Raw genomic sequence first — 21,318 nt, forward strand, 5'->3', positions numbered from 1 at the left:
TAAAAATAAAAAATTTTTTATTTTTAAAAATTGTAGTATAATTATCCCTGAATTGAAAAAAGGGAGAGTTTATGAAAAATAAAAAATATTTATCACTAGCATTGATTTTAGCCTTATCTGCTCCACTTGCAGCTTGTAGCAATACTCAAACAGCAGAAGAAAAGCCAGCAAATAAAGCAAGTGATGAAGTAAAAGAAGCTGAAAAAACAGAAGATGTAGCAGTAGAACCAGAACCAGCTAATGAAATAGAAAACAAAGAATCTGGAGACAAAGGCATCTATGATTTAGAATTTGGATATTTGCCAGAAAACTTTGTAGAAAACTTCAAGGATGAAAAAAAGGATCTTAGAACTGTAGAATATATGGCAGAAAAAAATCCTGCTAAAAAAATTACAATTCAAATCACACCAAAAGATGAAAGATTAGAAGAAATTGTAACAATTCCAGAAGATGCAGAAGAAATCACAATTGGCGAAAATACAGGCAAATTCTGGGATGATGGATCATTTAATTATATCGTAATCAAAGATGGCCAAAATCATATCTACACAAGAAGTACTCTTGAAAAAGAAGAGGCTGTAAAAGTTATTGAAGAAATAAAATAAATTTGTAAAATTACTCTTAAGAAGCAATTCTTAGGAGTTTTTTATTAGGAGTTAATATGTTAAATGCTTATTATATAATTTATTTTTTTATATATGCAATAATTGGTTGGGCCATGGAAGTTACATATAATGGCATTCGTCAGGGAAAATATATCAACTGTGGAGTTTTAAATGGCCCTTGGTGTCCCATTTATGGATTTGCAGCCATTTCTATCTTATTTATGTTGGGAAAAGTAAATACATATAGCAAATTGTTTTTATTTTTTGCATCCATGTTTGTGGCCTCAGTTATTGAACTAGTTACAGGATTTATATTAGAGAAAGTTTTTCACAAAAAATGGTGGGACTACACAGACAAAAAGTTTAATATAGGTGGATATATTTGTGCAGAATATTCACTAATTTGGGGAGCCCTATGCTTTATCCTCTATGAAGCAATCCACCCAATGATAGTAAAATTTGTATCAGCCTTTTCAGTGAAGATATTAATAATTGTAAATATTATTATTGCTATAATTTTCCTTATAGACCTAATAGCAACAGTAAATACTATCTTAGGCATCAATAAGAAATTTAGGGAGATTGAAAAATCAAAACAAAAACTAGGAGAAGTTACAACAGATATTGGAGAAAAAATTGCTCAAAGAGGTATAGAAAGAGCAGAAAAAACCAGTGAAAAACGCAAAGAATTTGATGAACGCAGCCAAGAATTTAAAAATAACTTCCAAAAATATGGAGAAAAACGTCTACTAAAGGCCTTCCCAAATTTAATCCATGATTTGGAAGATAGGGGATATGATTTTGAAAATTTGAAAAACAAAATAAGTAATAAATAATAAGCCGTCCTTGGGGCGGTTTTATTTTTTGATTTTTAACTTATAATTATAGTTAAGAAAGCAGGTAATTATGGATCCTATAAAAGTATATGTAGTTGAAGATGATGATGTTATTTTAAATGCCTTAAAAAAGTTTTTGCAAAATTGGTCCTATGAAGTCCACGTTGCTGATGATTTTTCCTCAGTTTATGAAAAATTTTTAAAAGTAAATCCAGACTTGGTTTTGCTTGATGTTTCCTTGCCTTTTTTTAATGGTTATTATTGGTGTGAGCAGATTCGAAAATCATCAAATGTTCCCATTATTTTTATCTCTTCTGCAGATGAAAATTTAAATAAAATTATGGCCATGAATATGGGCGCTGATGATTATATTACAAAACCCTTTGATTTGGAACTGCTCCTTGCAAAGATAAAGGCAATTTTAAGACGCACTTTTGAATATAGCGAGTCTACTAATAATATTTCCTACAAGGATGTAATTATTGACAGGGATAGGATGCTTTTAAAATTTGCTAATGAGGAAATATCTTTATCAAAAAATGAGTATTTGATTTTGGAAATGATGTTTGAATACCCGGAAAAAGTTTTTAGGCGTGAAGAATTTATGGATAAAATTTGGCAGACTGATGAATTTATTGATGATAATACTCTGACTGTAAATATTATGAGATTACGAAAAAAACTAGAAGATATTGGCCTTAAAAATTTTATAAAAACAAAGAAAAAGGTGGGATATTATATTGAAAGAGATGTCTAAGTTTATAAAATTTCATAGTCATAATTTTATAATTTTTTTTATTTATATCCTAGCCTTATACGCAAGTATCTGGTTTGGCATAGATAAAAATTATATTTTGTATATAATTTTATTTTCATTTTTGATGTTTACAATTTCTATGGTCCTATCATATTTTAGATTTAAAAATACTATACAAGATTTAAATGACTGGGCTAAGGATACTTCCATAAAGAAACCTGATTTGATTAGGGATACAAAATTTTCAGAAATAATGATAAGTATCCAAGAAGAAAATAAGAAAATCTCAAATGCCTTTGAATTAAAGATGAAAGATTTTAAAGAATACATAAGCATATGGACCCATCAAATCAAAACTCCATTGTTTTCCCTAGATTTGATTTTAAATGATCATCCAGTCGATAGTCATGCTGCAAAAAATGAAGTTTTTGAAATTGAGGAATACATAAATAGTCTTTTGTCTTATATGAGACTGGAGTCACTTTCAACAGATTTTGTTTTTGAACAAGCTAGCCTTGATGAGCTTATCAATTCTTCGATAAAAAAATATGCCAAAGTATTTATCCGAAAGAAAAATAAGGTTGATTTTAAAGCTAGCAAGCTAAAACTTACCACAGATAAAAAATGGTTTGGATTGATTCTTGACCAAATTTTGTCAAATGCTAATAAATACACTGATAAGGGAGAAATTTCTATTTATATTGAGGGGGAAAATCTAATAATTGAGGATACTGGCATTGGCATTAGAAAAGAAGATTTGCCTAGGGTTTTTGATAAGTCCTATACGGGATATAACGGGCGCATTTACAAAAAATCTACTGGTATTGGTTTAAATCTAGTAAAAACTGCAGCAGAAAATTTGTCTATAGATGTAAGCATAGATTCAAAAGTGGATGTAGGAACAAAAGTAATATTAAATCTTAGTCGAGTTTTAAACTAACAAATTGTCACTTTAAGCTAAAAATTGTTATTTTAATCGAGGGATTTTTATTTTTTTATCTTGTAATATATAGACAAAGATAAGAAAGGAAAGTGATAATATGTTATTAGAAGTATCAAATTTAGAAAAAATATATAAGTCAAGATTATCAACAAACCAAGTTCACGCCTTAAACAATGTGAATTTTTCGGTAGAAGAAGGAGAATACATAGCTATAATGGGGGAATCTGGTTCCGGAAAAACTACCTTGCTTAACCTATTAGCTCTCTTAGATAAGCCTAGTAAAGGGAATATAGTTTTAGAAGGTAAAGACTTATCGACCATAAGTGATTCTGAGATTTCAAAATTTAGACGTGACCACCTAGGATTTGTATTCCAAGATTTTAACTTATTAGATACCCTAACATTAAAAGAAAATATTTTGCTACCACTTATATTAGCAGAAGATGACCCCAAAAATTTTGATAAAAAACTCATGCAAGTGGCTAAGCCACTAAGGATAGATGAGATTTTAAACAAATATCCTTATGAAGTATCTGGAGGGCAAAAACAAAGATGTGCCGTAGCAAGAGCCCTTATTACCAATCCAAAATTACTTCTAGCAGATGAACCAACTGGTGCTTTGGATTCTAACTCTTCTAGGGAATTGATGGAAGTTTTCAAATACTTAAATAAAAATGGACAAACTGTAATAATGGTAACCCATTCCATCCAAGCAGCCTCTGAAGCAAAGAGAGTATTGTTTATCAAAGACGGTAAAATATTCCATGAACTATATAATTCTGGATTTTCAAAATATGAAATGGGCGAAAAGATTGCTGATACTATGCAAATGCTTCAAAGGGGTGAGATCAGATGAAATCACTCTACCACAGACTAGCCATAGATGGGATCAAAAGACATAAAAGGCTCTATGTACCATTTGTAGGTACAACAGTATTTTTCATAGTTTTAATAAATATATGCTTATCAATAAGCGCAGATCCATTGACAAAAAACTTTTTCGGACAAACAACCATAAGAACTTTGATGAATTTGGGTTCTATAATATTGTTGATATTTGCACTATTAACAATTTTGACCAACTATAATTTTATACAGAAAAATAAAGCGGAAGAATCTGCCCTATATTTGACTTTGGGTATGGAAAAAAAGCATTTGGTAAAAATCTATATCTATGAGTTAATCAACCTATATATAAAGTCAATAATTATTGGAACTATAATTTCAGCTATTATATATAAACTAGTTTTTGCCGGATTTTTGCAAATGCTAGACACAGATATGAATGTTCTAGAAACTGGTATATTTCCTACAATCCAGCCCCTCTTACTTACAGCCCTTATATTTTTTATAATATTTGCCTTATTATTAGCTAGGCAAATATTTAAAAGTAGGAACTTTAGCCCTATGTCTTTCAGATACCAAGCAAAAGCAGGGCAAAAAACTCCAAAATATCCAATAGCTACAGGTATATTTGGAATTTTGTGCATTGGGGCAGGATATTTTATCAGCCTTACAACACAAAATCCCATGGATGCTTTCAAACTATTTTTCCTTGCCGTAATGCTAGTAATTGTAGGAACCTACGCAGCATTTTCGGTTATAGTATCAGGTGTACTAAAACTCCTTCAAAAAAACAAGAATTTTTATTATAAAAAATCCAATTTCACGGCAGTTTCTGGTCTTATATATAGAGTAAGGAATAGTGCCAAAACTCTTGCAAGTATTGCTATACTATCTACTATGGTAATCATAGTATTAACATCTGGTTTTTCCCTCTACTTTGCAACAAGTGAAGTCCAAGAACAAATGTTTGCAACTGACTATAAGTTGTCATTTCCAAATACTAATGACATTGATTTGTTTAAGGATGATGTAGATAGGGTTTTAAAAGAGAACGGTAGAACAGGACATATTTGGACCTACGAGAGTGCAGTACTTCCAGTCGATAGGGATGGAACAATCATAAAAAAGAAAATTACAGATGACCAATCTCTGGATGGCAGTCAGATTGATATGGTATTTTTTGTCCTAGATCACGATTCTGCTTATGACTTTAAAGACAATGATGTTATCTTTTTACAAAGTAATGACAAAAGGCAAATAGAAAAAATAGAGGGTATGGATTTAAAGATAAAAAAAGAATTGACAGAAAATTATCCTACTCCTATATCCATAGCTGATATATCTATCAATGACAAAGACCAGCTTATCTTTAAAGATGCTCAAATCTTTGAAAAAGTTGTACGTAACTTTACACCTGAATGGTATGGTGGTGGCTATGAGACTGTAAATAATGTGAACTTTGATGTAGATGGAAATTATGATCCGTATTTAAGAGATAAATTATGGGATGAACTAAAAGACAATATGGATAATGATTGGTTTTCCTTACAAGATAGCCAAGTTGATAGAAATGACCTTCTAGCAGTATATGCCGGCATATTCTTTGTGGGTATTATCCTAGGCCTAGGATTTTTGGTATCCACAGTTCTTGCCATATACTATAAGCAACTTTCAGAAGGTATGGAAGATAAAGCTAGATTTAAAACTATGAGACAACTTGGTATGACAGATAGGGAAGCTAAAAAGTCAATTTCAAAGCAAATGGGACTAGTATTTTTCTTGCCGCTGGCCTTTGCCTTTATCCATTCACTTTTTGCAATACCAATTATTACCAAATTCTTGCAAATTTTAAGTTTAAACAATGTTAGATTATATCTACTATGCTTAGTTTCAGTATTTGTAGCCTATATGATTTTTTATCTACTAACATTTAAACTAACAGAAAAAACATACAATGAAATAGTATTAGAATAAAAAACTGCAGGAAATAAATCCTGCAGTTTTTCTTATATTGCATTTAAAATTAAAACCATAAGTGGCATTAAAATAACTGTCACAATTCCAGCTACGGCTATGGATAATCCGGCCATGGCTCCTTGGACATTTCCCATATCACGGGCTTTTGTAGTCCCTAGAGCGTGGGCAGCTGTTCCAAGGCCAATTCCTTGGGCAACTGGATTGTAGATTTTAAATACTTTTATAATTATTGGAGCAATTATTATTCCAACTATGCCTCGAATAATAACCGCTATTGCTGCTAGAGCTGCAATGCCGCCGTATTCTTCGGCAAGGCCAACTGCAATTGCTGTGGTTACTGATTCTGGAAGCATGGTGATTATAATCATATCATCCACTCCCATTACTTTTGAAAGTAGGACAGTAACAAGCATAGAAACGAAACTACCTACAAAAATTCCTATCATAATGGCAGCAAAATTTTTCTTTAAAATATTAATGTTATCATAAAGGCTTACCATTAGAGCAACTGTTGCCGGCCCTATAAAAAATGAAACTAAAGACCCACCTTGGTTATAATCCTTATAAGAAATGCTAGCTGCGGATAAAATAATTGAAATAACTATAATTGAAATTAAAAGTGGATTAAAGATTGATCTTAGAATCCCGTTATGTATTTTATTTGTAAATTTTTTTGCTAATTGGAATACTACAAAAGATAAGACTATGCCAAAATATGAATTACTGAACATGTTTGCTCCTTTTTTGTATAAAGTTTACAACAAGCATGGTTACAGCCATGGCAATAGTACTTGCAAGAATTGTCACCACAAACATTGCAACAAAATTTTGAGTAAACAAATCAAAATTTTCAATTATACCAACCCCAACAGGTACAAACAAAAAACTCATATTATCTAGTATGACATTAGAAGTTTTCCTTACTTGGTCAGGATTAAGCTTTTTGCTAACAAAAAGTAAAAATAAGATTAGCATCCCATAAATAGTTTCAGGAATCGGCAGGGGAATTAAGTACTTTAGAACGCTACCAGCTAGAAGGCAGGCACATAAGATTACAAATTCTTTTAAGATTTTCATTATTGACCTCAAATTCTTTCTATTAATGATACAAGTTCTATTATAAGTTAATAAAAATATTTTACAAATTTTTATTTGACATAGGTCATTTTGCTGGTATATTATTGAAATGTTACACAAGAAATGCTGAAAAATTAAGCTTTGTAAACAAGTTTTATAAATATTTATAAATTTATATAAATGTTTGTAAAATGTATACTTTACACTTGATTTTGTAGTGTTTTTGTTGTATTATATTATGGTGCTTTGAAGCAAGATGTTGCTTGTGACTTAGGCCAAAATCACAAGGGAACTTTTGCCTAGCAAGTTTAGAAATAATTCTAAACGGTTTCCACACATATCAAACGCCCGGAGGCGTGGTAAAGAAAGAGAGAGGAAAAATGGCTAATCAACAAAAAATCAGAATTAGATTAAGAGCTTACGATCACGAAGTAATCGATAGCTCAGCAGAAAAAATCGTAGAAGCGGTTAAAAGAAGCGGAGCAGAAGTATCTGGACCAATTCCACTTCCAACAGAAGTAGAAAAAATCACAATTTTAAGAGCGGTTCACAAATACAAAGACTCTAGAGAACAGTTTGAACAAAGAACACACAAAAGATTAATCGATATCTTAGGCCCAAATGCCAAAACACTTGATGCACTTAAGAAATTAAACTTACCTGCAGGTGTTGATATCGAAATTAAGTTATAATAACTGTAATTAGAATGATTGGATAATCAATCCGCTGTAATTAAGGAGGTACTCATGAAGAGTATATTTACAACAAAAGTAGGCATGACTCAAGTCATCGATGAAGATGGAGTTATCACTCCAGTTACTGTTCTAAAAGCTGATGAAAATGTAGTTGTACAAATTAAAACAGACGAAACAGACGGTTACAACGCAGTTCAAATCGGTTATATGGACAAAAAAGAAAAAAATGTTAAAAAACCTATCAGAGGTCACTTTGACAAAGCAGGCGCATCTTACAAAAGATATTTAAAAGAAGTTAACTACGGAAATGACCCAATCGACTTAGTAGTTGGTGATAAAGTAGCAGTAGACATCTTTGAAGAAGGCGAAATCGTAGACGTTGTTGCAACAAGCAAGGGTAAGGGTACCCAAGGTGCTATCAAAAGATGGAACTATGGTAGAGGTCCACAATCTCACGGTTCTAAATCTCACAGAGTAGCAGGTGCTCGTTCAGCAGGTTCAGATCCAGCAAGAGTATTCAAAGGTAGAAAAGGCTCAGGAAAAATGGGAAATGAAAGAGTTACAATCCAAAATTTACAAGTAGTTAAAGTAAATACAGAAGACTCTTACATCCTAGTTAAAGGTGCGGTTCCAGGACCTAAAGGCGGACTTGTTCAAATCAAACAAGCAGTCAAAGGCCAAAACTAAGGAGGAGTTAGATGCCTAAAGTTAATGTTTTAAACATAAAAGGAGAAAATGTTGGAGAATTAGAGTTAAACGAAACTCTATTTAACACTGAAATTAGCGAACACGCTGTATATGAAGTAGTTAAAAACCAACTAGCAAATAAAAGACAAGGTACACAATCTGCTAAAACACGTGCTGAAGTACGTGGTGGTGGACGTAAACCATTTAGACAAAAAGGAACAGGTAGAGCTCGTCAAGGTTCGATTAGAGCACCACACTACACAGGCGGTGGAGTTGTATTTGCACCAAAACCAAGAGACTACAGCTATCAAGTTCCTAAAAAACTAAGAAGAAAAGCACTTTACTCAGTTCTTACTTCAAAAGTAAACGAAAATGAATTAATTGTTTTAGATAGCCTATCATTTGAAGCTCCTAAAACAAAAGAAGCAGCAAACATCTTAAATGCAATCGATGCTGGTAAAAAAGCTTATGTTGTAACAGCAGAAAATGACAAACTAGTTTATAGATCATTTAGAAATATCGAAGGTGTAGATGTATCAGCTGCAAACCTAATCAATGTTTATGACTTAGTAAGACACAACAAGCTAGTAATTACAAAAGATGCAATTGCTAAACTTGAGGAGGTATTTATATAATGAAATCACCTTATGAAATAATTAAAAGACCAATTATTACAGAAAAATCAATGAGCTTACTTGATGAAAACAAATACACTTTTGAAGTAGACAAAAATGCAAACAAACCAGAAATCAAAGCTGCAATCGAACAAATCTTTGATGGCGTAAAAGTTCAAAAAGTTAGAACAATGAATTACGAAGGTAAAAAAGTAAGAACACGTCATGGAATCGGTAAAAGAGCTGACTGGAAAAAAGCTGTAGTTACATTAACAGCAGACAGTGCAGAAATTGAATACTTCGAAGGTTTATAAGGAGGATTTAAATGCCTATTAGAAAATTAAAACCAACTTCAAACGGCCATAGAAATATGTCTGTTTCAACATTCGAAGAAATCACAACAAACAAACCTGAAAAATCACTTTTAACAGACCTTAAAAGCAAAGGTGGACGTAACAATACAGGTAGAACAACTGTTCGTTTTAGAGGCGGTGGAGTAAAAAGAAAATACAGAATCATCGACTTTAAAAGAAATAAAGATGACATCCCAGCAACAGTAAAAACTATCGAATACGATCCAAACAGATCAGCAAACATTGCTCTACTTGCATATGCAGATGGAGAAAAAAGATATATCCTTGCACCAAGAGGACTTAAAGTAAACGATAAAGTTATCTCTGGAGCAAATGCAGATATCAAACCTGGTAATGCACTAGAACTTAAAGATATCCCAGTAGGTACAACAGTACACAATATCGAAATGAGACCAGGCCAAGGCGGTATCCTAGTAAGATCAGCTGGAACTGGTGCACAACTTATGGCTAAAGAAGGTAACTTTGCAACACTAAGATTACCAAGTGGTGAAGTTAGACTAATCCACCTAAACTGTAAAGCAACAATAGGTGTTGTAGGAAACCAAGAACACGAATTAATCAGACTAGGAAAAGCTGGTAAATCAAGATACCTAGGACGTAGACCACACGTAAGAGGTTCTGTAATGAACCCAGTAGATCACCCACACGGTGGTGGTGAAGGTAGAACACCAATCGGTCGTCCATCACCAATGACACCATGGGGTAAAAAAGCTATCGGTGTTAAAACACGTAACAACAAAAAATCTTCTACACAATACATTGTAAGAAGAAGAGACGAAAAATAGGGGGATATAATGGCTAGATCACTTAAAAAAGGACCATTTGTCGATGATCATTTAATGAAAAAAATTGACGAATTAAATGAAAAAAATGAGAAAAAAGTTGTAAAAACTTGGTCAAGACGTTCTACAATATTCCCTGAATTTGTAGAACATACAATAGCAGTTCACGATGGTAGAAAACACGTGCCAATCTATATCACAGAAGATATGGTAGGACACAAACTAGGTGAATTTGTACCAACAAGAACATTCAGAGGCCACGCTAAAAAAGCTACTGAAATGAAATCAAAAATGCGTTAGGAGATGACAATGGAAGTAAAAGCAACAGCTAAATATCAAAGAATATCTCCTCTTAAAGTAAACTATATTTGTAAAGAAATTAGAGGTAAACAAGTAGACGAAGCACTAAATATCTTAAGATTTACAAACAAAAAAGGTGCAAGATTACTTGAAGATGTACTAAAAAGCGCAATCGCAAATGCAGAAAACAACAATGGACTTGATAGAGAAGACCTAATTGTAAAAAACGCATTTGCAAATGATGCTCCAACAATGAAAAGATGGCATCCAAAAGCTAAAGGTGCAGCTTACCCAATACTAAAAAGAAGCAGCCATATCGGTGTAGTTCTTGAGAATATAGAAGCATAGGAGGAAAAGATGGGCCAAAAAGTAAACCCAAAAGGATTTAGAGTTGGTGTTATTAAAGATTGGGATTCAAAATGGTTTGCAGACAAAGAAGAATTCTCAGATCTTTTAGTAGAAGACTATAACATCAGAAAAGTAATAAAAAAAGAAGTTTATGATGCAGGTATTGCAGATATCGAAATAGAAAGAGCTGTAAACAACCTAAAAATCACAATCTATGCTGGAAAACCAGGAATGGTAATCGGTAAAGGTGGAGCTGGAATCGAAGAATTAAAGAAAAAAATCGAAAAAGTTGCACCAGGCAAAAGAACAATCATAAACGTTGAAGAAATTAAATACCAAGACCTAAATGCACAACTAGTAGCAGAAAATATTGCATCAGCACTAGAAAACAGGGTTGCATTTAGACGTGCTATGAAACAACCAATCCAAAGAACAATGAGAGCTGGAGCAAAAGGTATCAAAACAATGGTATCTGGAAGACTTGGTGGAGCTGATATGGCTAGAAGCGAAGGATATTCTGAAGGAACAATTCCACTTCAAACACTAAGAGCAGACATTGACTATGGATTTGCAGAAGCAGATACAGAATACGGTAAAATTGGTTGTAAAGTTTGGATCTACAAAGGCGAAATCCTACCAGGAGAAAAGGCAGTTCGCGAACCAAAAATGAAACAAAGGCCAAACAATAGAAACAACAAAAAAAGAAGAAACAATAACAGACGTCCTAATAGAAACACAAACGAAAATACTAACAACTAGTATTTGAATAAGGAGAAAAACTTATGTTAATGCCTAAAAGAGTTAAATATCGTAGACAACATAGGGGCAGAATGAAAGGTGAAGCTCAAAGAGGAAACCAATTAGCTTACGGTGAATACGGCTTACAAGCCCTTGAAGCTACTTGGATGACAGCTAACCAAATCGAGGCTGCTCGTCGTGCGATGACAAGATATATCAAAAGAGGTGGTCAAATCTGGATTAAAGTATTCCCAGATAAACCAGTATCTAAAAAACCTGCAGAAGTAAGAATGGGTTCTGGTAAAGGTTCCCCAGAATATTGGGTAGCAGTAGTAAAACCAGGCCGTGTACTATTTGAAATGAGTGGGGTTAGCGAAGAAATTGCAAGAGAAGCTATGAGACTTGCTGCAAACAAACTTCCAATCAAAACCAAATTCATACAAAGACTTGAAGTTACAGGTACGGAGGAATAATAATGAAAGCAAAAGAAATCAGAAATTTATCAGACCATGATTTAGATAAACAATTATATGATTTACAAAGTGAGCTTTTTAATCTTCGTTTCAGACTTGCAACTGGACAATTAGAAAATCCATCAGCAATTGGAAATGTCAAAAAAGACATCGCAAGAGTTAAAACAATTCAAACTGAAAGAAAGCTTAATATAAATAGGGAGGCTTAAATTTCATGGAAAGAAACAGTAGAAGAGTAGAACGTGGTGTTGTAGTATCTGATGCGATGGATAAAACAATTACAGTTTTAGTTGAAGAAAAAATTTCACACCCAGTTTACAAAAAAAGAATCAACAGAAGTAAAAAATATAAAGCTCATGATGAGAAAAATGAAGCTAAAGTAGGCGATACAGTAGTAATTATGGAAACTCGTCCTCTATCAAAAACAAAAAGATGGAGACTTGTAAGAGTTGCCGAAGCTGCTGAAATTGTTTAATAAGTTAAGGAGATATTCATGATACAACAAGAAACTCGCATGAGAGTTGCAGATAACTCCGGAGCACGTGAATTATTAGTAATTAAAGTTCTAGGCGGAACTGGCAGTAGATATGCAAACATCGGTGATGTTGTAACTTGTTCAGTAAAAAGTGCAACACCCGGCGGAGCGGTAAAAAAAGGTGACGTTGTAAAAGCTGTAATCGTTAGAAGCAAAAGAGGATTAAAAAGAGCTGACGGATCAAAAATTAATTTTGATGAAAACGCAGCTGTAATCATAAAAGAAGACAAATCACCAGTAGGAACTCGTATATTTGGACCAGTAACTAGAGAATTAAGAGGGGAAGGATTCATGAGAATTATATCCCTAGCTCCAGAAGTATTATAGGAGGAAGTTATGCACGTTAAAAAAGGCGATAAAGTTCAAATAATATCAGGCTCATACAAGGGTCATGTTGGAGAAGTAATTGAAGCTTATCCAAAAGAAAATAAAGTAGTAGTTCAAGGTGCTAATGTTAGAATTAAACACCAAAAAGCAACACAAATGGGTGGCGAAAGCGGAAGAATCGAAAAAGAATGCCCAATTGATGCTTCAAAAGTACTTTTATACTCAGAAGAACTTAAAAAAGGTGTAAGAACTAGCAAAGTGCTTGAAGATGGCAGAAAAATCAGAGTAAGCCATAAAACAAACGAAAAATTCGATTGAGTTTAAGGAGAAATTATGGCAAACAGTAGACTAAAAGAAAAATACGAAAATGAAGTAGTAAAAGCATTAATAGAAAAATTTGGCTATGAAAATGTAATGCAAGTACCAAAGCTTGAAAAAATCGTAATTAACGTTGGTCTTGGAGAAGCAAAAGATAACCAAAATCTATTAAATGCAGTTAAAAATGAGCTTGCATTAATTACAGGACAACAACCTGTTGAAGCAAAAGCTAAAAAATCAGTAGCTAACTTCAAACTTAGAGAAGGTCAAGCAATTGGTGCAAAAGTAACATTAAGACGTGAAAAAATGTATGATTTCCTAGACAAACTAATCTCAATTTCACTACCACGTGTTAGAGACTTTAGAGGAATAAATCCAAATTCATTTGATGGACGTGGAAACTATTCACTAGGAATAAAAGAACAATTAATTTTCCCAGAAATCAAATACGATAACGTAGATTTCCTACACGGAATGGATATAACAATAGTTACTACAGCAAAAACAGATGAAGAAGCTAAAGCATTCTTACAATTAATGGGAATGCCATTTACAAAATAAAGGAGCGCTTAATGGCTAAAAAGTCAATGATAGCTAAACAAAAAAAACATCACAAATATTCAACACAAGAATATAGCAGATGTAAAATTTGTGGTAGACCACATGGCTACCTTAGAAAATATGGAATTTGCCGTATTTGCTTTAGAGAATTAGCAAATGAAGGAAAAATTCCAGGAGTTAGAAAATCAAGCTGGTAATTAGGGAGGATATTAATTATGATGACAGATCCAATAGCGGATATGCTAACAAGAATTAGAAATGCAGTAAAAGCTAATCATAAACAAGTAAGCTTACCATCTTCTAATGAGAAAAAAGCTATTGCACAAATTCTTCTTGATGAAGGCTTCATAAACGGATTTAATGTTGAAGAAGACAACAAACAAGGAATTCTTACAATAGACTTAAAATATACAGAAAACGGCGAGAGAGTAATCTCAGGACTAAGAAGAATAAGTAAACCAGGCCTAAGAGTTTATGTAAAATCAAACGAAGTACCTAAAGTACTAAATGGTCTAGGAACAGCAATTATTTCAACATCAAAAGGACTTTTAACTGACAAAGCTGCAAGAGAAGAAAATGTAGGTGGCGAAGTTATTTGTTACGTATGGTAAGGAGAAATATATGTCAAGAATAGGTAAACAACCAATTGAAATACCAAATGGAGTTTCAGTTGTTATTGATGGACAAACTATCAGAGTAGAAGGACCAAAAGGTAATTTAACTCAAGATTTCCCAAAAACAATTGAAGTAGTTGAAGAAGATAATCAAATCCTAATCAACATTCCAGAAGATTATACAAAACAACAAAACATCGACCATGGTTTATTTAGATCACTTATTGCAAATATGGTATTAGGTGTAACAGAAGGATTTAGCAAAACACTTCAAATCGAAGGTACAGGTTACAGAGCACAAAAACAAGGAAATAACTTAGTTATGAACCTTGGTTTCTCACACCAAGTAACTATGGAAGACCCAGAAGGTATCGAAACTGAAACACCAAATGAAAGAACAATAATCGTAAAAGGTATCGATAAACAATTAGTAGGCTTACACGCAGCAAATATCAGAAAATGGAGAAAACCTGAACCATACAAGGGTAAAGGTATCAGATATGAAGGCGAATATGTAAGACGTAAAGTTGGTAAGACAGGTAAGTAGGAGATATAAATGGCTAAAGATAATAAAAGACAAAGACTTCAAACTCGTAAAAAAAGAGTTAGAGCAAAAATCAGCGGTACTCCTGAAAGACCAAGACTTTCCGTATACAAATCAAATGCTAACATTTACGCACAAATTATTGATGATGTAAATGGAGTGACACTAGCAAGTGCAAACACATTACAAAGTGATGTAGCAGATGGATTAGAAAGCAAATCAAACATCGAAGCTGCAAGCAAAGTTGGTGAAGCTATTGCTAAAAAAGCAATCGATGCTGGTATAAAAGAAGTTGCCTTTGATAGAAATGGTAATTTATACCACGGAAAAGTTAAAGCTTTAGCTGAGGCAGCAAGAGAAGCTGGTCTTAAGTTTTAATAGGAGGTATTAGATGAATTATTTATTAAGAAGTGAAGTAGAAAAACTAAACCTCGAAGATAGAGTAGTTGCTATTAACAGAGTTGCAAAAACTGTAAAAGGTGGACGTAACATGAGATTTGCAGCACTTGTAGTAGTAGGAGATTCTAACGGAGTAGTTGGAGTTGGAACAGGAAAAGCTACAGAAGTACCAGAAGCAATCAGAAAAGCAACAGAAGATGCAAAAAAACACATGATCAAGGTTCCACTAGTAGGAACTACTATCCCTCACAGAGTTGAAGGAGAAAGAGGAGCAGGTCATGTATTACTAATGCCAGCTGTAGAAGGTACAGGGGTTATCGCTGGAGGTCCAGTGCGTGCTATCTGTGAATTAGCTGGGTATAAAGACATTAGAGCTAAAAACCTAGGTTCAAGTAACCCTAGAAATATCATCAATGCATGTCTAGACGCATTTTCTAACATGAAAACTGTTGAAGATGTTGCTAAACTTCGTGGTAAATCGGTAGAAGAATTCGATTATTAAGGAGAGAGTATGGCACAATTAGAAATCAAACTTAAAAGATCTTTTATCGGTAGAAAAGATGATCAAATTGCAACAGCAAAAGCCCTTGGACTTAGAAAAATTGGCCAAAGCGTTGTAAAAGAAGATAATCCAGCAGTAAGAGGAATGATCAATAAAATTCCATTTATGCTAGAAGTAAAAGAATTAAACTAGGAGTGTAAGATGAAATTACATGAATTACAACCTAATGAACCACTAAAAAAGAAAAAGAGAAAAGGTAGAGGTCCAGGTTCAGGAAACGGTACTCGTGCAGGTCGTGGTCAAGATGGTCAAAACTCTAGAAGCGGCGGTGGCGTAAGACCAGGTTTCGAAGGTGGACAAATGCCACTTTACAGACGTCTTCCAAAAAGAGGATTTAAAAACTTCAACAAAAAACAATACGAAGTTATCAATGTTGAAACATTAAATGCTTTTGAAGATGGTACAGAAGTAACACCAGAATTACTATTTGAAAACAAAATACTAAACAAAAACAAAGCAAAAGATGGAGTTAAAATCCTAGGTGATGGAGAACTTACATCAAAACTTACAGTAAAAGCTCACAAATTCACAGCTAGCGCAAAAGAAAAAATTGAAGCAGCTGGTGGATCAGTAGAAGAAATTGAAGTAAAAAAATGGGTAAAACCATCTAAGAAAGAAACTACACAAGAAAATTAAGAAGGTGAGCAATGCTAGAAACAATAAAAAAAGCATCAAGAGAGCCAGAGATTAGGAAGAAATTTTGGTTTACTTTCCTAATGCTAGTAATCTATAGACTTGGAAACAATATTCCAATACCTTTTATAGATCAAGAAGCTCTTAAAAATGCTTACTCATCTGTTGAAGGAACATTAGTTGACTACCTAAATATGCTAACAGGTGGTGGGCTATCAACCCTTTCAATATTTGCCCTAGGGGTACAACCTTACATTACTTCTAGTATCGTAATGCAGCTTTTAACAGTTGTAATACCAAGACTAGAAGAGTTAACACGTGAAGGTGAGCAAGGACGTAAACAAATCCAAAAATATACCAGATATTTGACAATACTTCTTGCAATCTTTCAAGCAGTAGCAGTAACAAATGGTTTATACGGAGCAGCCTTAGCAAATTCAACAGGCTTCCAAAAACTTGCAATGAATGTAATCCTAATCGGTGGAACAATGTTTGTAACTTGGATGGGTGAAACCATAACAGAAAAAGGTCTAGGAAATGGAACCAGTCTTTTAATCTTTATGGGTATTATAGCTTCATTTCCAAGAACAATTGGAAGATGGGGTGAACAAGTTCACTATGGACTAGTAAACTACCTACCAATTATCATTATGGTTATACTAATAATCCTAATTGTTTTGGCAGTAGTACTTATTTCAGAAGGTGAACGTAAAATCCCAATTCAATATGCTAAAAGAGTAGTTGGACGCAAAATGTATGGTGGTCAATCAACTCACATCCCAGTAAAAGTAAACATGGGTGGAGTAATGCCAATAGTATTTGCATCAGCAGTACTTGCAATACCATCAACAGTTAGCCTATTCTTTGGAAATGGCGGCGAAAGCGGTATAAATAACTTCTTCCAAAATACAACTGGAGGATTTATCCTATACTTACTTATCCAATCAGCATTAATATTGATATTTGCATACTTCTACAATCAAATCCAATTTAATACTGTAGAATATGCTAAGCAATTACAACAAAATGGTGGATTTATCCCAGGTATTAGACCAGGAAAACCAACCAGTGAATATTTAGCAAAAGTTGCAACAAGAATAACCTTTATAGGATCAATTGCACTAGCTCTACTAACAATCATTCCAGCAATTGCATCAAAATTATTAGGATTATCACTATCATTTGGTGGTTCATCAGTAATCATCGTTGTAGGTGTAATAATCGAAACAATTAAGCAATTAGAGGCAATGATGACAATGAAACAATACAAAGGGTTTTTAAATAGGTAAAAGATGAATATTATATTGTTAGGACCCCCAGGAGCAGGTAAGGGTACACTTTCAAAAAAAATTATAGAAAACTTAAATGCAGTTCAAATTTCTACAGGAGACATTTTTAGATATAATATCAAAAATGAAACTCCTCTAGGAGTAAAAGCAAAAGGATATATGGACAAGGGTGATCTTGTACCAGATGAAGTAACCATCGACCTACTTTGGGATTATTTTGATAAATTAGAAAATAAAGAAGAAGGCGAACTAATCGTATTATTTGATGGATTTCCAAGAACATTAAATCAAGCAAAATCACTTGATGATGGAATGGATCAAAGAAATCAAAAAATAGATGGAGTAATCTACTTTGATGTTGACTATGATACACTAATCAAAAGAACAACAGGTAGACGCGTATGTCCAAACTGTGGTGCAACCTATCACGTAGAAAACCATCCTCCAAAAGTGGAAGGCATCTGTGATAACTGTGGCACAGAACTAATTCAAAGAAAAGACGATAAACTAGAAACAGTAAAAAACAGAATCGATGTTTACAACGAACAAACCTCTGTACTCATTGATTATTACACACAAAAAGGTATATTAAAGAGTATTGACGGCACAAAATCTGTTGATGAAATATTTGATGAATTTAACAATAAATTAGGAGAACTTAACTAATTTATGGTTAAAAAAAGAGAAGATAAAGAATCTCTTTAGGCCAATATGTCTTAAAAAAGAGATGAACGTTGCTAAACAAGACATATTAGATAAGATAAGGAGGTTCTATATATGTCAAAAAAAGATGCTATAGAAGTTACAGGAGTAGTAAAAGAAGCACTCCCAAATGCAATATTTAGAGTAGAACTAGAAAATGGACACGAAATCCAAGCCCATATCTCAGGAAAACTACGCATGAACAGCATAAGAATATTAGAAGGAGATAAGGTAACAGTAGAACTATCTCCATATGACCTTACACAGGGAAGAATTACTTGGCGACGCAAGTAGACAAGGAGAATTAAATGAAAGTTAGAGCATCAGTAAAAAAAATGTGCGATAAATGCAAAATTATCAAAAGAAACGGTAAAGTTATGGTAATTTGCGAAAATCCAAAACATAAACAAAGACAAGGTTAGGAGGGTTTAATGCCAAGATTAGCTGGTATAGATTTACCTAGAGAAAAAAGAGCAGAAATAGGCCTTACTTATATTTACGGAATCGGCCGTGCAACTGCTAATGAAATATTAAAAAACACAGGAATCAATCCTGATACAAAAATGAAAGATCTTACTGAAGAAGAATTAGGTCAAATTCGTGAACAACTAAACAAATATACAATCGAAGGTGATTTACGTCGTGAAACATCAATGAATATTAGAGCTCTTCGCGAAATCAACTCATACAGAGGAAACAGACACAAAGCAGGACTTCCAGTAAGAGGACAAAATACAAAAAATAACGCAAGAACAAGAAAAGGAAGAAAGGGTTAAGGAGAATAAATGGCAACAAAAGGCAAACAAACTTCTAGAAGAAGAAGAGTTAAGAAAAATGTTGAACGTGGCCAAGCTCACATTAACTCAACATTCAACAACACTATGGTGACAATTACTGATATGCAAGGTAATGCATTATCATGGGCTTCAGCTGGTCAATTAGGATTTAGAGGAAGCAGAAAATCTACACCATTTGCAGCTCAAGAAGCAGCAGAAACAGCAGCTAAAAAAGCTATCGACCATGGTCTAAAAACTGTAGAAGTATACGTAAAAGGACCAGGTAGCGGACGTGAATCAGCTATCAGAAGCTTACAAGCTGCAGGACTTGAAGTAACAATGATTAAAGATGTTACACCAATTCCTCACAATGGATGTAGACCACCAAAAAGAAGAAGAGTTTAATAAGGAGAAATTATGGCAGTATCAAAAGATCCAGTTTATAAAAGAGCAAGAGCTTTAGGAATTTCTCCAGCATACCTTGGTTATACAGGCGAATCAAAAAGACAACTACCACAAAGACGTGGCAAAATGTCAGATTATGGTATGCAACAAAGAGAAAAACAAAAAGCTAAATTCATCTATGGTGTATCTGAAAAACAATTTAGAGGCTACTATGAAAAAGCTACTAAAATGTCAGGACAAACAGGTGAACAATTAATCGTTCTTTGCGAAAGAAGACTTGATAACATTGCATTTAGATCAGGCCTTGCAAGAACAAGAAGAGAAGCAAGACAAATTGTAACTCACGGACACTTATTAGTAAATGGTAAACAAGTAGACATCCCATCATACCTAGTAGAAGTTGGTGATGTTATCGAAGTACGTGAAAAATCTAGAAGCAAAGCTTTATTTAAAACAATCAAAGAAACAAATGCAACATTTGGAGTAGTTGATTGGATGAGCTCAGATTTAGAAAACTTAAAAGTAACTATTGACAGACTTCCAACAAGAGAAGAAATTGATATCCCAGTAGAAGAACGTATGATCGTAGAGTTCTACTCTAAATAATTAATAACTAAAAAGTTAGAACTAAGGAGTTACCATGATCGAAAAATTAGATACAAATATAGAAATACTCGATATAAACGAAGAGGATCACTACGGCAAATTTGCCCTATATCCACTCGAACGAGGCTATGGTACAACCATTGGAAACAGTATAAGAAGGGTGCTTTTATCATCCTTACCTGGTTCTAGCGTCTCAAAAATTCTAATTGAAGGAGTCCTTCATGAATTTTCCACTATTGATGGAGTAGTAGAAGACGTTCCTGAAATAATTTTAAATATAAAAGGCCTTGATATCAAAAAAATCGTTGAAGAAGATGTAACCCTATTTTTAGATATCCAAGGACCAAAAATTGTAACAGCAAAAGATATTAGCAAAGATAGCTCTATTGAAATTGCAAACCCAGATCACTACATTGCAACAGTAAATGATAAGGCAAATCTATTTATCTCACTTGAAGTTACAGACGGCAAGGGATACCAATTATCAGACCAAAACAAATCTGAATCAGATCCAATAGGAACTATTGCAATAGATTCATCATTTACACCAGTAGAAAAAGTAAACTACTATGTAGAAAATACTAGAGTAGGAGAAGCTACTGACTATGATAAACTAATCATAGAAGTGTGGACAAATGGAACTATATCACCACAAGAAGCTCTTTCTGAAGGAGCAAATATCATCATTAACGACTTTAAATACTTTAGAGACCTTCCAAATGTGTCATTCGTAGAAGAAGAAGTTAAAGAAGAGCAAGCAGAAGAAGTTGTTGTAGATAACACAGACCAACAACTAGAAAAAACTATCGAAGAAATGGACCTATCCCTACGTTCATTCAACTGCCTAAAAAGAGCAGGATTTGATACAGTTAGTGATATAGTAGAAAAATCTGAAGCAGAACTAAAAACAATTAAAAACTTTGGTAAAAAATCACTAGAAGAAGTAAAAGACAAGGTTCATGAAATGGGACTAAGTCTTAAAGATGAATAGGAGG

Annotated in this window: 37 protein-coding genes; 35 read left to right on the forward strand and 2 right to left on the reverse strand. The window is 33.5% G+C overall.

Features of this window, described 5'->3' with window-relative positions:
- Nucleotides 1-71: 71 nt before the first annotated feature.
- The 6 genes from ACF3NF_RS05235 (at nucleotide 72) to ACF3NF_RS05260 (ending at nucleotide 5,961) form a co-directional block, all read left to right on the forward strand.
- Nucleotides 72-605, forward strand: coding sequence for a DUF4367 domain-containing protein (locus ACF3NF_RS05235; RefSeq protein WP_394022492.1), 534 nt, complete (start codon nucleotides 72-74; stop codon nucleotides 603-605).
- Between the two features lie 56 nt (nucleotides 606-661).
- Entirely contained in the window at nucleotides 662-1,441 is a 780-nt protein-coding gene (locus tag ACF3NF_RS05240; protein ID WP_394022493.1) for a putative ABC transporter permease, read from the forward strand.
- A 70-nt stretch (nucleotides 1,442-1,511) separates the two neighbouring features.
- Nucleotides 1,512-2,198: a response regulator transcription factor gene (locus ACF3NF_RS05245; RefSeq protein WP_394022494.1), complete on the forward strand. Its 687-nt coding sequence runs from the start codon at nucleotides 1,512-1,514 to the stop codon at nucleotides 2,196-2,198.
- The gene (locus tag ACF3NF_RS05250; protein ID WP_394024442.1) at nucleotides 2,191-3,138 is read left to right on the forward strand and encodes a sensor histidine kinase; all 948 of its coding nucleotides are present in this window, start codon (nucleotides 2,191-2,193) and stop codon (nucleotides 3,136-3,138) included. The genes ACF3NF_RS05245 and ACF3NF_RS05250 overlap by 8 nt, the downstream gene beginning before the upstream one ends.
- A 100-nt stretch (nucleotides 3,139-3,238) precedes the next feature.
- Nucleotides 3,239-3,997, forward strand: coding sequence for an ABC transporter ATP-binding protein (locus tag ACF3NF_RS05255; protein WP_394022495.1), 759 nt, complete (start codon nucleotides 3,239-3,241; stop codon nucleotides 3,995-3,997).
- Nucleotides 3,994-5,961 (forward strand): ABC transporter permease, encoded by a 1,968-nt coding sequence (locus ACF3NF_RS05260; RefSeq protein WP_394022496.1) that lies wholly within the window; start codon nucleotides 3,994-3,996, stop codon nucleotides 5,959-5,961. Before ACF3NF_RS05255 ends, ACF3NF_RS05260 begins: the two co-directional genes overlap by 4 nt.
- A 32-nt stretch (nucleotides 5,962-5,993) precedes the next feature.
- On the opposite strand, the gene ACF3NF_RS05265 is transcribed toward ACF3NF_RS05260, so the two are convergent.
- Together ACF3NF_RS05265 and ACF3NF_RS05270 are read right to left on the reverse strand one after the other, a co-directional pair.
- A complete protein-coding gene (locus ACF3NF_RS05265; RefSeq protein WP_394022497.1) occupies nucleotides 5,994-6,695 on the reverse strand; it encodes an LrgB family protein in 702 nt (233 codons plus the stop codon).
- A complete protein-coding gene (locus tag ACF3NF_RS05270) occupies nucleotides 6,685-7,041 on the reverse strand; it encodes a CidA/LrgA family protein (protein WP_394022498.1) in 357 nt (118 codons plus the stop codon). Before ACF3NF_RS05270 ends, ACF3NF_RS05265 begins: the two co-directional genes overlap by 11 nt.
- 380 nt (nucleotides 7,042-7,421) lie before the next feature.
- Here ACF3NF_RS05270 and rpsJ point away from each other — a divergent pair, with 380 nt between their 5' ends.
- From rpsJ to ACF3NF_RS05415, 29 genes are all read left to right on the forward strand, one after another.
- Nucleotides 7,422-7,733, forward strand: a complete 312-nt coding sequence (gene rpsJ / locus ACF3NF_RS05275) for a 30S ribosomal protein S10 (protein ID WP_203126077.1) — start codon at nucleotides 7,422-7,424, stop codon at nucleotides 7,731-7,733.
- A 54-nt stretch (nucleotides 7,734-7,787) separates the two neighbouring features.
- Complete coding sequence (gene rplC / locus ACF3NF_RS05280; RefSeq protein WP_262121488.1) at nucleotides 7,788-8,423, forward strand: 50S ribosomal protein L3; 636 nt, start codon at nucleotides 7,788-7,790, stop codon at nucleotides 8,421-8,423.
- A gap of 11 nt (nucleotides 8,424-8,434) precedes the next feature.
- Nucleotides 8,435-9,058, forward strand: a complete 624-nt coding sequence (gene rplD, locus ACF3NF_RS05285; protein ID WP_262121490.1) for a 50S ribosomal protein L4 — start codon at nucleotides 8,435-8,437, stop codon at nucleotides 9,056-9,058.
- Nucleotides 9,058-9,351 (forward strand): 50S ribosomal protein L23, encoded by a 294-nt coding sequence (rplW, locus tag ACF3NF_RS05290; protein ID WP_262121492.1) that lies wholly within the window; start codon nucleotides 9,058-9,060, stop codon nucleotides 9,349-9,351. The genes rplD and rplW overlap by 1 nt, the downstream gene beginning before the upstream one ends.
- Before the next feature lie 11 nt (nucleotides 9,352-9,362).
- Nucleotides 9,363-10,196: a 50S ribosomal protein L2 gene (gene rplB, locus ACF3NF_RS05295; RefSeq protein WP_262121493.1), complete on the forward strand. Its 834-nt coding sequence runs from the start codon at nucleotides 9,363-9,365 to the stop codon at nucleotides 10,194-10,196.
- Between the two features lie 9 nt (nucleotides 10,197-10,205).
- Complete coding sequence (rpsS, locus tag ACF3NF_RS05300) at nucleotides 10,206-10,493, forward strand: 30S ribosomal protein S19 (RefSeq protein WP_203126086.1); 288 nt, start codon at nucleotides 10,206-10,208, stop codon at nucleotides 10,491-10,493.
- A gap of 9 nt (nucleotides 10,494-10,502) precedes the next feature.
- Nucleotides 10,503-10,841 (forward strand): 50S ribosomal protein L22, encoded by a 339-nt coding sequence (gene rplV, locus ACF3NF_RS05305; protein WP_262121496.1) that lies wholly within the window; start codon nucleotides 10,503-10,505, stop codon nucleotides 10,839-10,841.
- A 9-nt stretch (nucleotides 10,842-10,850) separates the two neighbouring features.
- Nucleotides 10,851-11,600, forward strand: a complete 750-nt coding sequence (rpsC, locus tag ACF3NF_RS05310; protein WP_262121498.1) for a 30S ribosomal protein S3 — start codon at nucleotides 10,851-10,853, stop codon at nucleotides 11,598-11,600.
- Nucleotides 11,601-11,623: 23 nt separating this feature from the next.
- Nucleotides 11,624-12,052 carry a 50S ribosomal protein L16 gene (rplP, locus tag ACF3NF_RS05315; RefSeq protein ID WP_394022499.1) on the forward strand — a complete coding sequence of 143 codons (429 nt, stop codon included), beginning with the start codon at nucleotides 11,624-11,626 and terminating at the stop codon, nucleotides 12,050-12,052.
- Between the two features lie 2 nt (nucleotides 12,053-12,054).
- Nucleotides 12,055-12,261, forward strand: a complete 207-nt coding sequence (gene rpmC, locus ACF3NF_RS05320; RefSeq protein WP_101539544.1) for a 50S ribosomal protein L29 — start codon at nucleotides 12,055-12,057, stop codon at nucleotides 12,259-12,261.
- Between the two features lie 5 nt (nucleotides 12,262-12,266).
- Entirely contained in the window at nucleotides 12,267-12,527 is a 261-nt protein-coding gene (gene rpsQ / locus ACF3NF_RS05325; protein ID WP_203126092.1) for a 30S ribosomal protein S17, read from the forward strand.
- Nucleotides 12,528-12,545: 18 nt separating this feature from the next.
- Nucleotides 12,546-12,914, forward strand: coding sequence for a 50S ribosomal protein L14 (rplN, locus tag ACF3NF_RS05330; protein ID WP_203126094.1), 369 nt, complete (start codon nucleotides 12,546-12,548; stop codon nucleotides 12,912-12,914).
- A 9-nt stretch (nucleotides 12,915-12,923) separates the two neighbouring features.
- The gene (gene rplX, locus ACF3NF_RS05335; protein ID WP_262121505.1) at nucleotides 12,924-13,232 is read left to right on the forward strand and encodes a 50S ribosomal protein L24; all 309 of its coding nucleotides are present in this window, start codon (nucleotides 12,924-12,926) and stop codon (nucleotides 13,230-13,232) included.
- A gap of 15 nt (nucleotides 13,233-13,247) precedes the next feature.
- Nucleotides 13,248-13,793: a 50S ribosomal protein L5 gene (rplE, locus tag ACF3NF_RS05340; RefSeq protein ID WP_394022500.1), complete on the forward strand. Its 546-nt coding sequence runs from the start codon at nucleotides 13,248-13,250 to the stop codon at nucleotides 13,791-13,793.
- An 11-nt stretch (nucleotides 13,794-13,804) separates the two neighbouring features.
- Nucleotides 13,805-13,990, forward strand: coding sequence for a type Z 30S ribosomal protein S14 (locus tag ACF3NF_RS05345; protein ID WP_262121511.1), 186 nt, complete (start codon nucleotides 13,805-13,807; stop codon nucleotides 13,988-13,990).
- Nucleotides 13,991-14,008: 18 nt separating this feature from the next.
- Nucleotides 14,009-14,404 (forward strand): 30S ribosomal protein S8, encoded by a 396-nt coding sequence (rpsH, locus tag ACF3NF_RS05350; protein WP_262121514.1) that lies wholly within the window; start codon nucleotides 14,009-14,011, stop codon nucleotides 14,402-14,404.
- A 10-nt stretch (nucleotides 14,405-14,414) separates the two neighbouring features.
- Nucleotides 14,415-14,954 carry a 50S ribosomal protein L6 gene (gene rplF / locus ACF3NF_RS05355; protein ID WP_262121517.1) on the forward strand — a complete coding sequence of 180 codons (540 nt, stop codon included), beginning with the start codon at nucleotides 14,415-14,417 and terminating at the stop codon, nucleotides 14,952-14,954.
- Nucleotides 14,955-14,963: 9 nt separating this feature from the next.
- Nucleotides 14,964-15,329, forward strand: a complete 366-nt coding sequence (gene rplR, locus ACF3NF_RS05360) for a 50S ribosomal protein L18 (protein ID WP_262121518.1) — start codon at nucleotides 14,964-14,966, stop codon at nucleotides 15,327-15,329.
- A 13-nt stretch (nucleotides 15,330-15,342) separates the two neighbouring features.
- Nucleotides 15,343-15,852, forward strand: coding sequence for a 30S ribosomal protein S5 (gene rpsE / locus ACF3NF_RS05365; protein ID WP_262121520.1), 510 nt, complete (start codon nucleotides 15,343-15,345; stop codon nucleotides 15,850-15,852).
- Nucleotides 15,853-15,861: 9 nt separating this feature from the next.
- Complete coding sequence (rpmD, locus tag ACF3NF_RS05370) at nucleotides 15,862-16,044, forward strand: 50S ribosomal protein L30 (RefSeq protein WP_262121522.1); 183 nt, start codon at nucleotides 15,862-15,864, stop codon at nucleotides 16,042-16,044.
- A gap of 9 nt (nucleotides 16,045-16,053) precedes the next feature.
- Complete coding sequence (rplO, locus tag ACF3NF_RS05375) at nucleotides 16,054-16,548, forward strand: 50S ribosomal protein L15 (protein WP_262121525.1); 495 nt, start codon at nucleotides 16,054-16,056, stop codon at nucleotides 16,546-16,548.
- An 11-nt stretch (nucleotides 16,549-16,559) separates the two neighbouring features.
- Nucleotides 16,560-17,834 (forward strand): preprotein translocase subunit SecY, encoded by a 1,275-nt coding sequence (secY, locus tag ACF3NF_RS05380; protein ID WP_394022501.1) that lies wholly within the window; start codon nucleotides 16,560-16,562, stop codon nucleotides 17,832-17,834.
- A 3-nt stretch (nucleotides 17,835-17,837) separates the two neighbouring features.
- Nucleotides 17,838-18,500: an adenylate kinase gene (locus ACF3NF_RS05385; RefSeq protein WP_394022502.1), complete on the forward strand. Its 663-nt coding sequence runs from the start codon at nucleotides 17,838-17,840 to the stop codon at nucleotides 18,498-18,500.
- 111 nt (nucleotides 18,501-18,611) lie between these two features.
- On the forward strand, nucleotides 18,612-18,830 hold the full coding sequence (infA, locus tag ACF3NF_RS05390; RefSeq protein WP_262121530.1) for a translation initiation factor IF-1: 219 nt from the start codon (nucleotides 18,612-18,614) through the stop codon (nucleotides 18,828-18,830).
- Between the two features lie 14 nt (nucleotides 18,831-18,844).
- A complete protein-coding gene (gene rpmJ / locus ACF3NF_RS05395; protein WP_004818043.1) occupies nucleotides 18,845-18,958 on the forward strand; it encodes a 50S ribosomal protein L36 in 114 nt (37 codons plus the stop codon).
- A 9-nt stretch (nucleotides 18,959-18,967) separates the two neighbouring features.
- Nucleotides 18,968-19,312 (forward strand): 30S ribosomal protein S13, encoded by a 345-nt coding sequence (rpsM, locus tag ACF3NF_RS05400; RefSeq protein WP_262121534.1) that lies wholly within the window; start codon nucleotides 18,968-18,970, stop codon nucleotides 19,310-19,312.
- 9 nt (nucleotides 19,313-19,321) lie between these two features.
- Entirely contained in the window at nucleotides 19,322-19,717 is a 396-nt protein-coding gene (rpsK, locus tag ACF3NF_RS05405) for a 30S ribosomal protein S11 (RefSeq protein WP_394022503.1), read from the forward strand.
- A 12-nt stretch (nucleotides 19,718-19,729) separates the two neighbouring features.
- Nucleotides 19,730-20,323 carry a 30S ribosomal protein S4 gene (gene rpsD / locus ACF3NF_RS05410; protein WP_394022504.1) on the forward strand — a complete coding sequence of 198 codons (594 nt, stop codon included), beginning with the start codon at nucleotides 19,730-19,732 and terminating at the stop codon, nucleotides 20,321-20,323.
- A 34-nt stretch (nucleotides 20,324-20,357) separates the two neighbouring features.
- The gene (locus ACF3NF_RS05415) at nucleotides 20,358-21,314 is read left to right on the forward strand and encodes a DNA-directed RNA polymerase subunit alpha (protein WP_394022505.1); all 957 of its coding nucleotides are present in this window, start codon (nucleotides 20,358-20,360) and stop codon (nucleotides 21,312-21,314) included.
- The last annotated feature ends 4 nt before the right edge of the window (nucleotides 21,315-21,318 follow it).

Origin of the sequence: Anaerococcus martiniensis (assembly GCF_043187485.1) — a bacterium.
Lineage (GTDB): Bacteria > Bacillota > Clostridia > Tissierellales > Peptoniphilaceae > Anaerococcus > Anaerococcus martiniensis.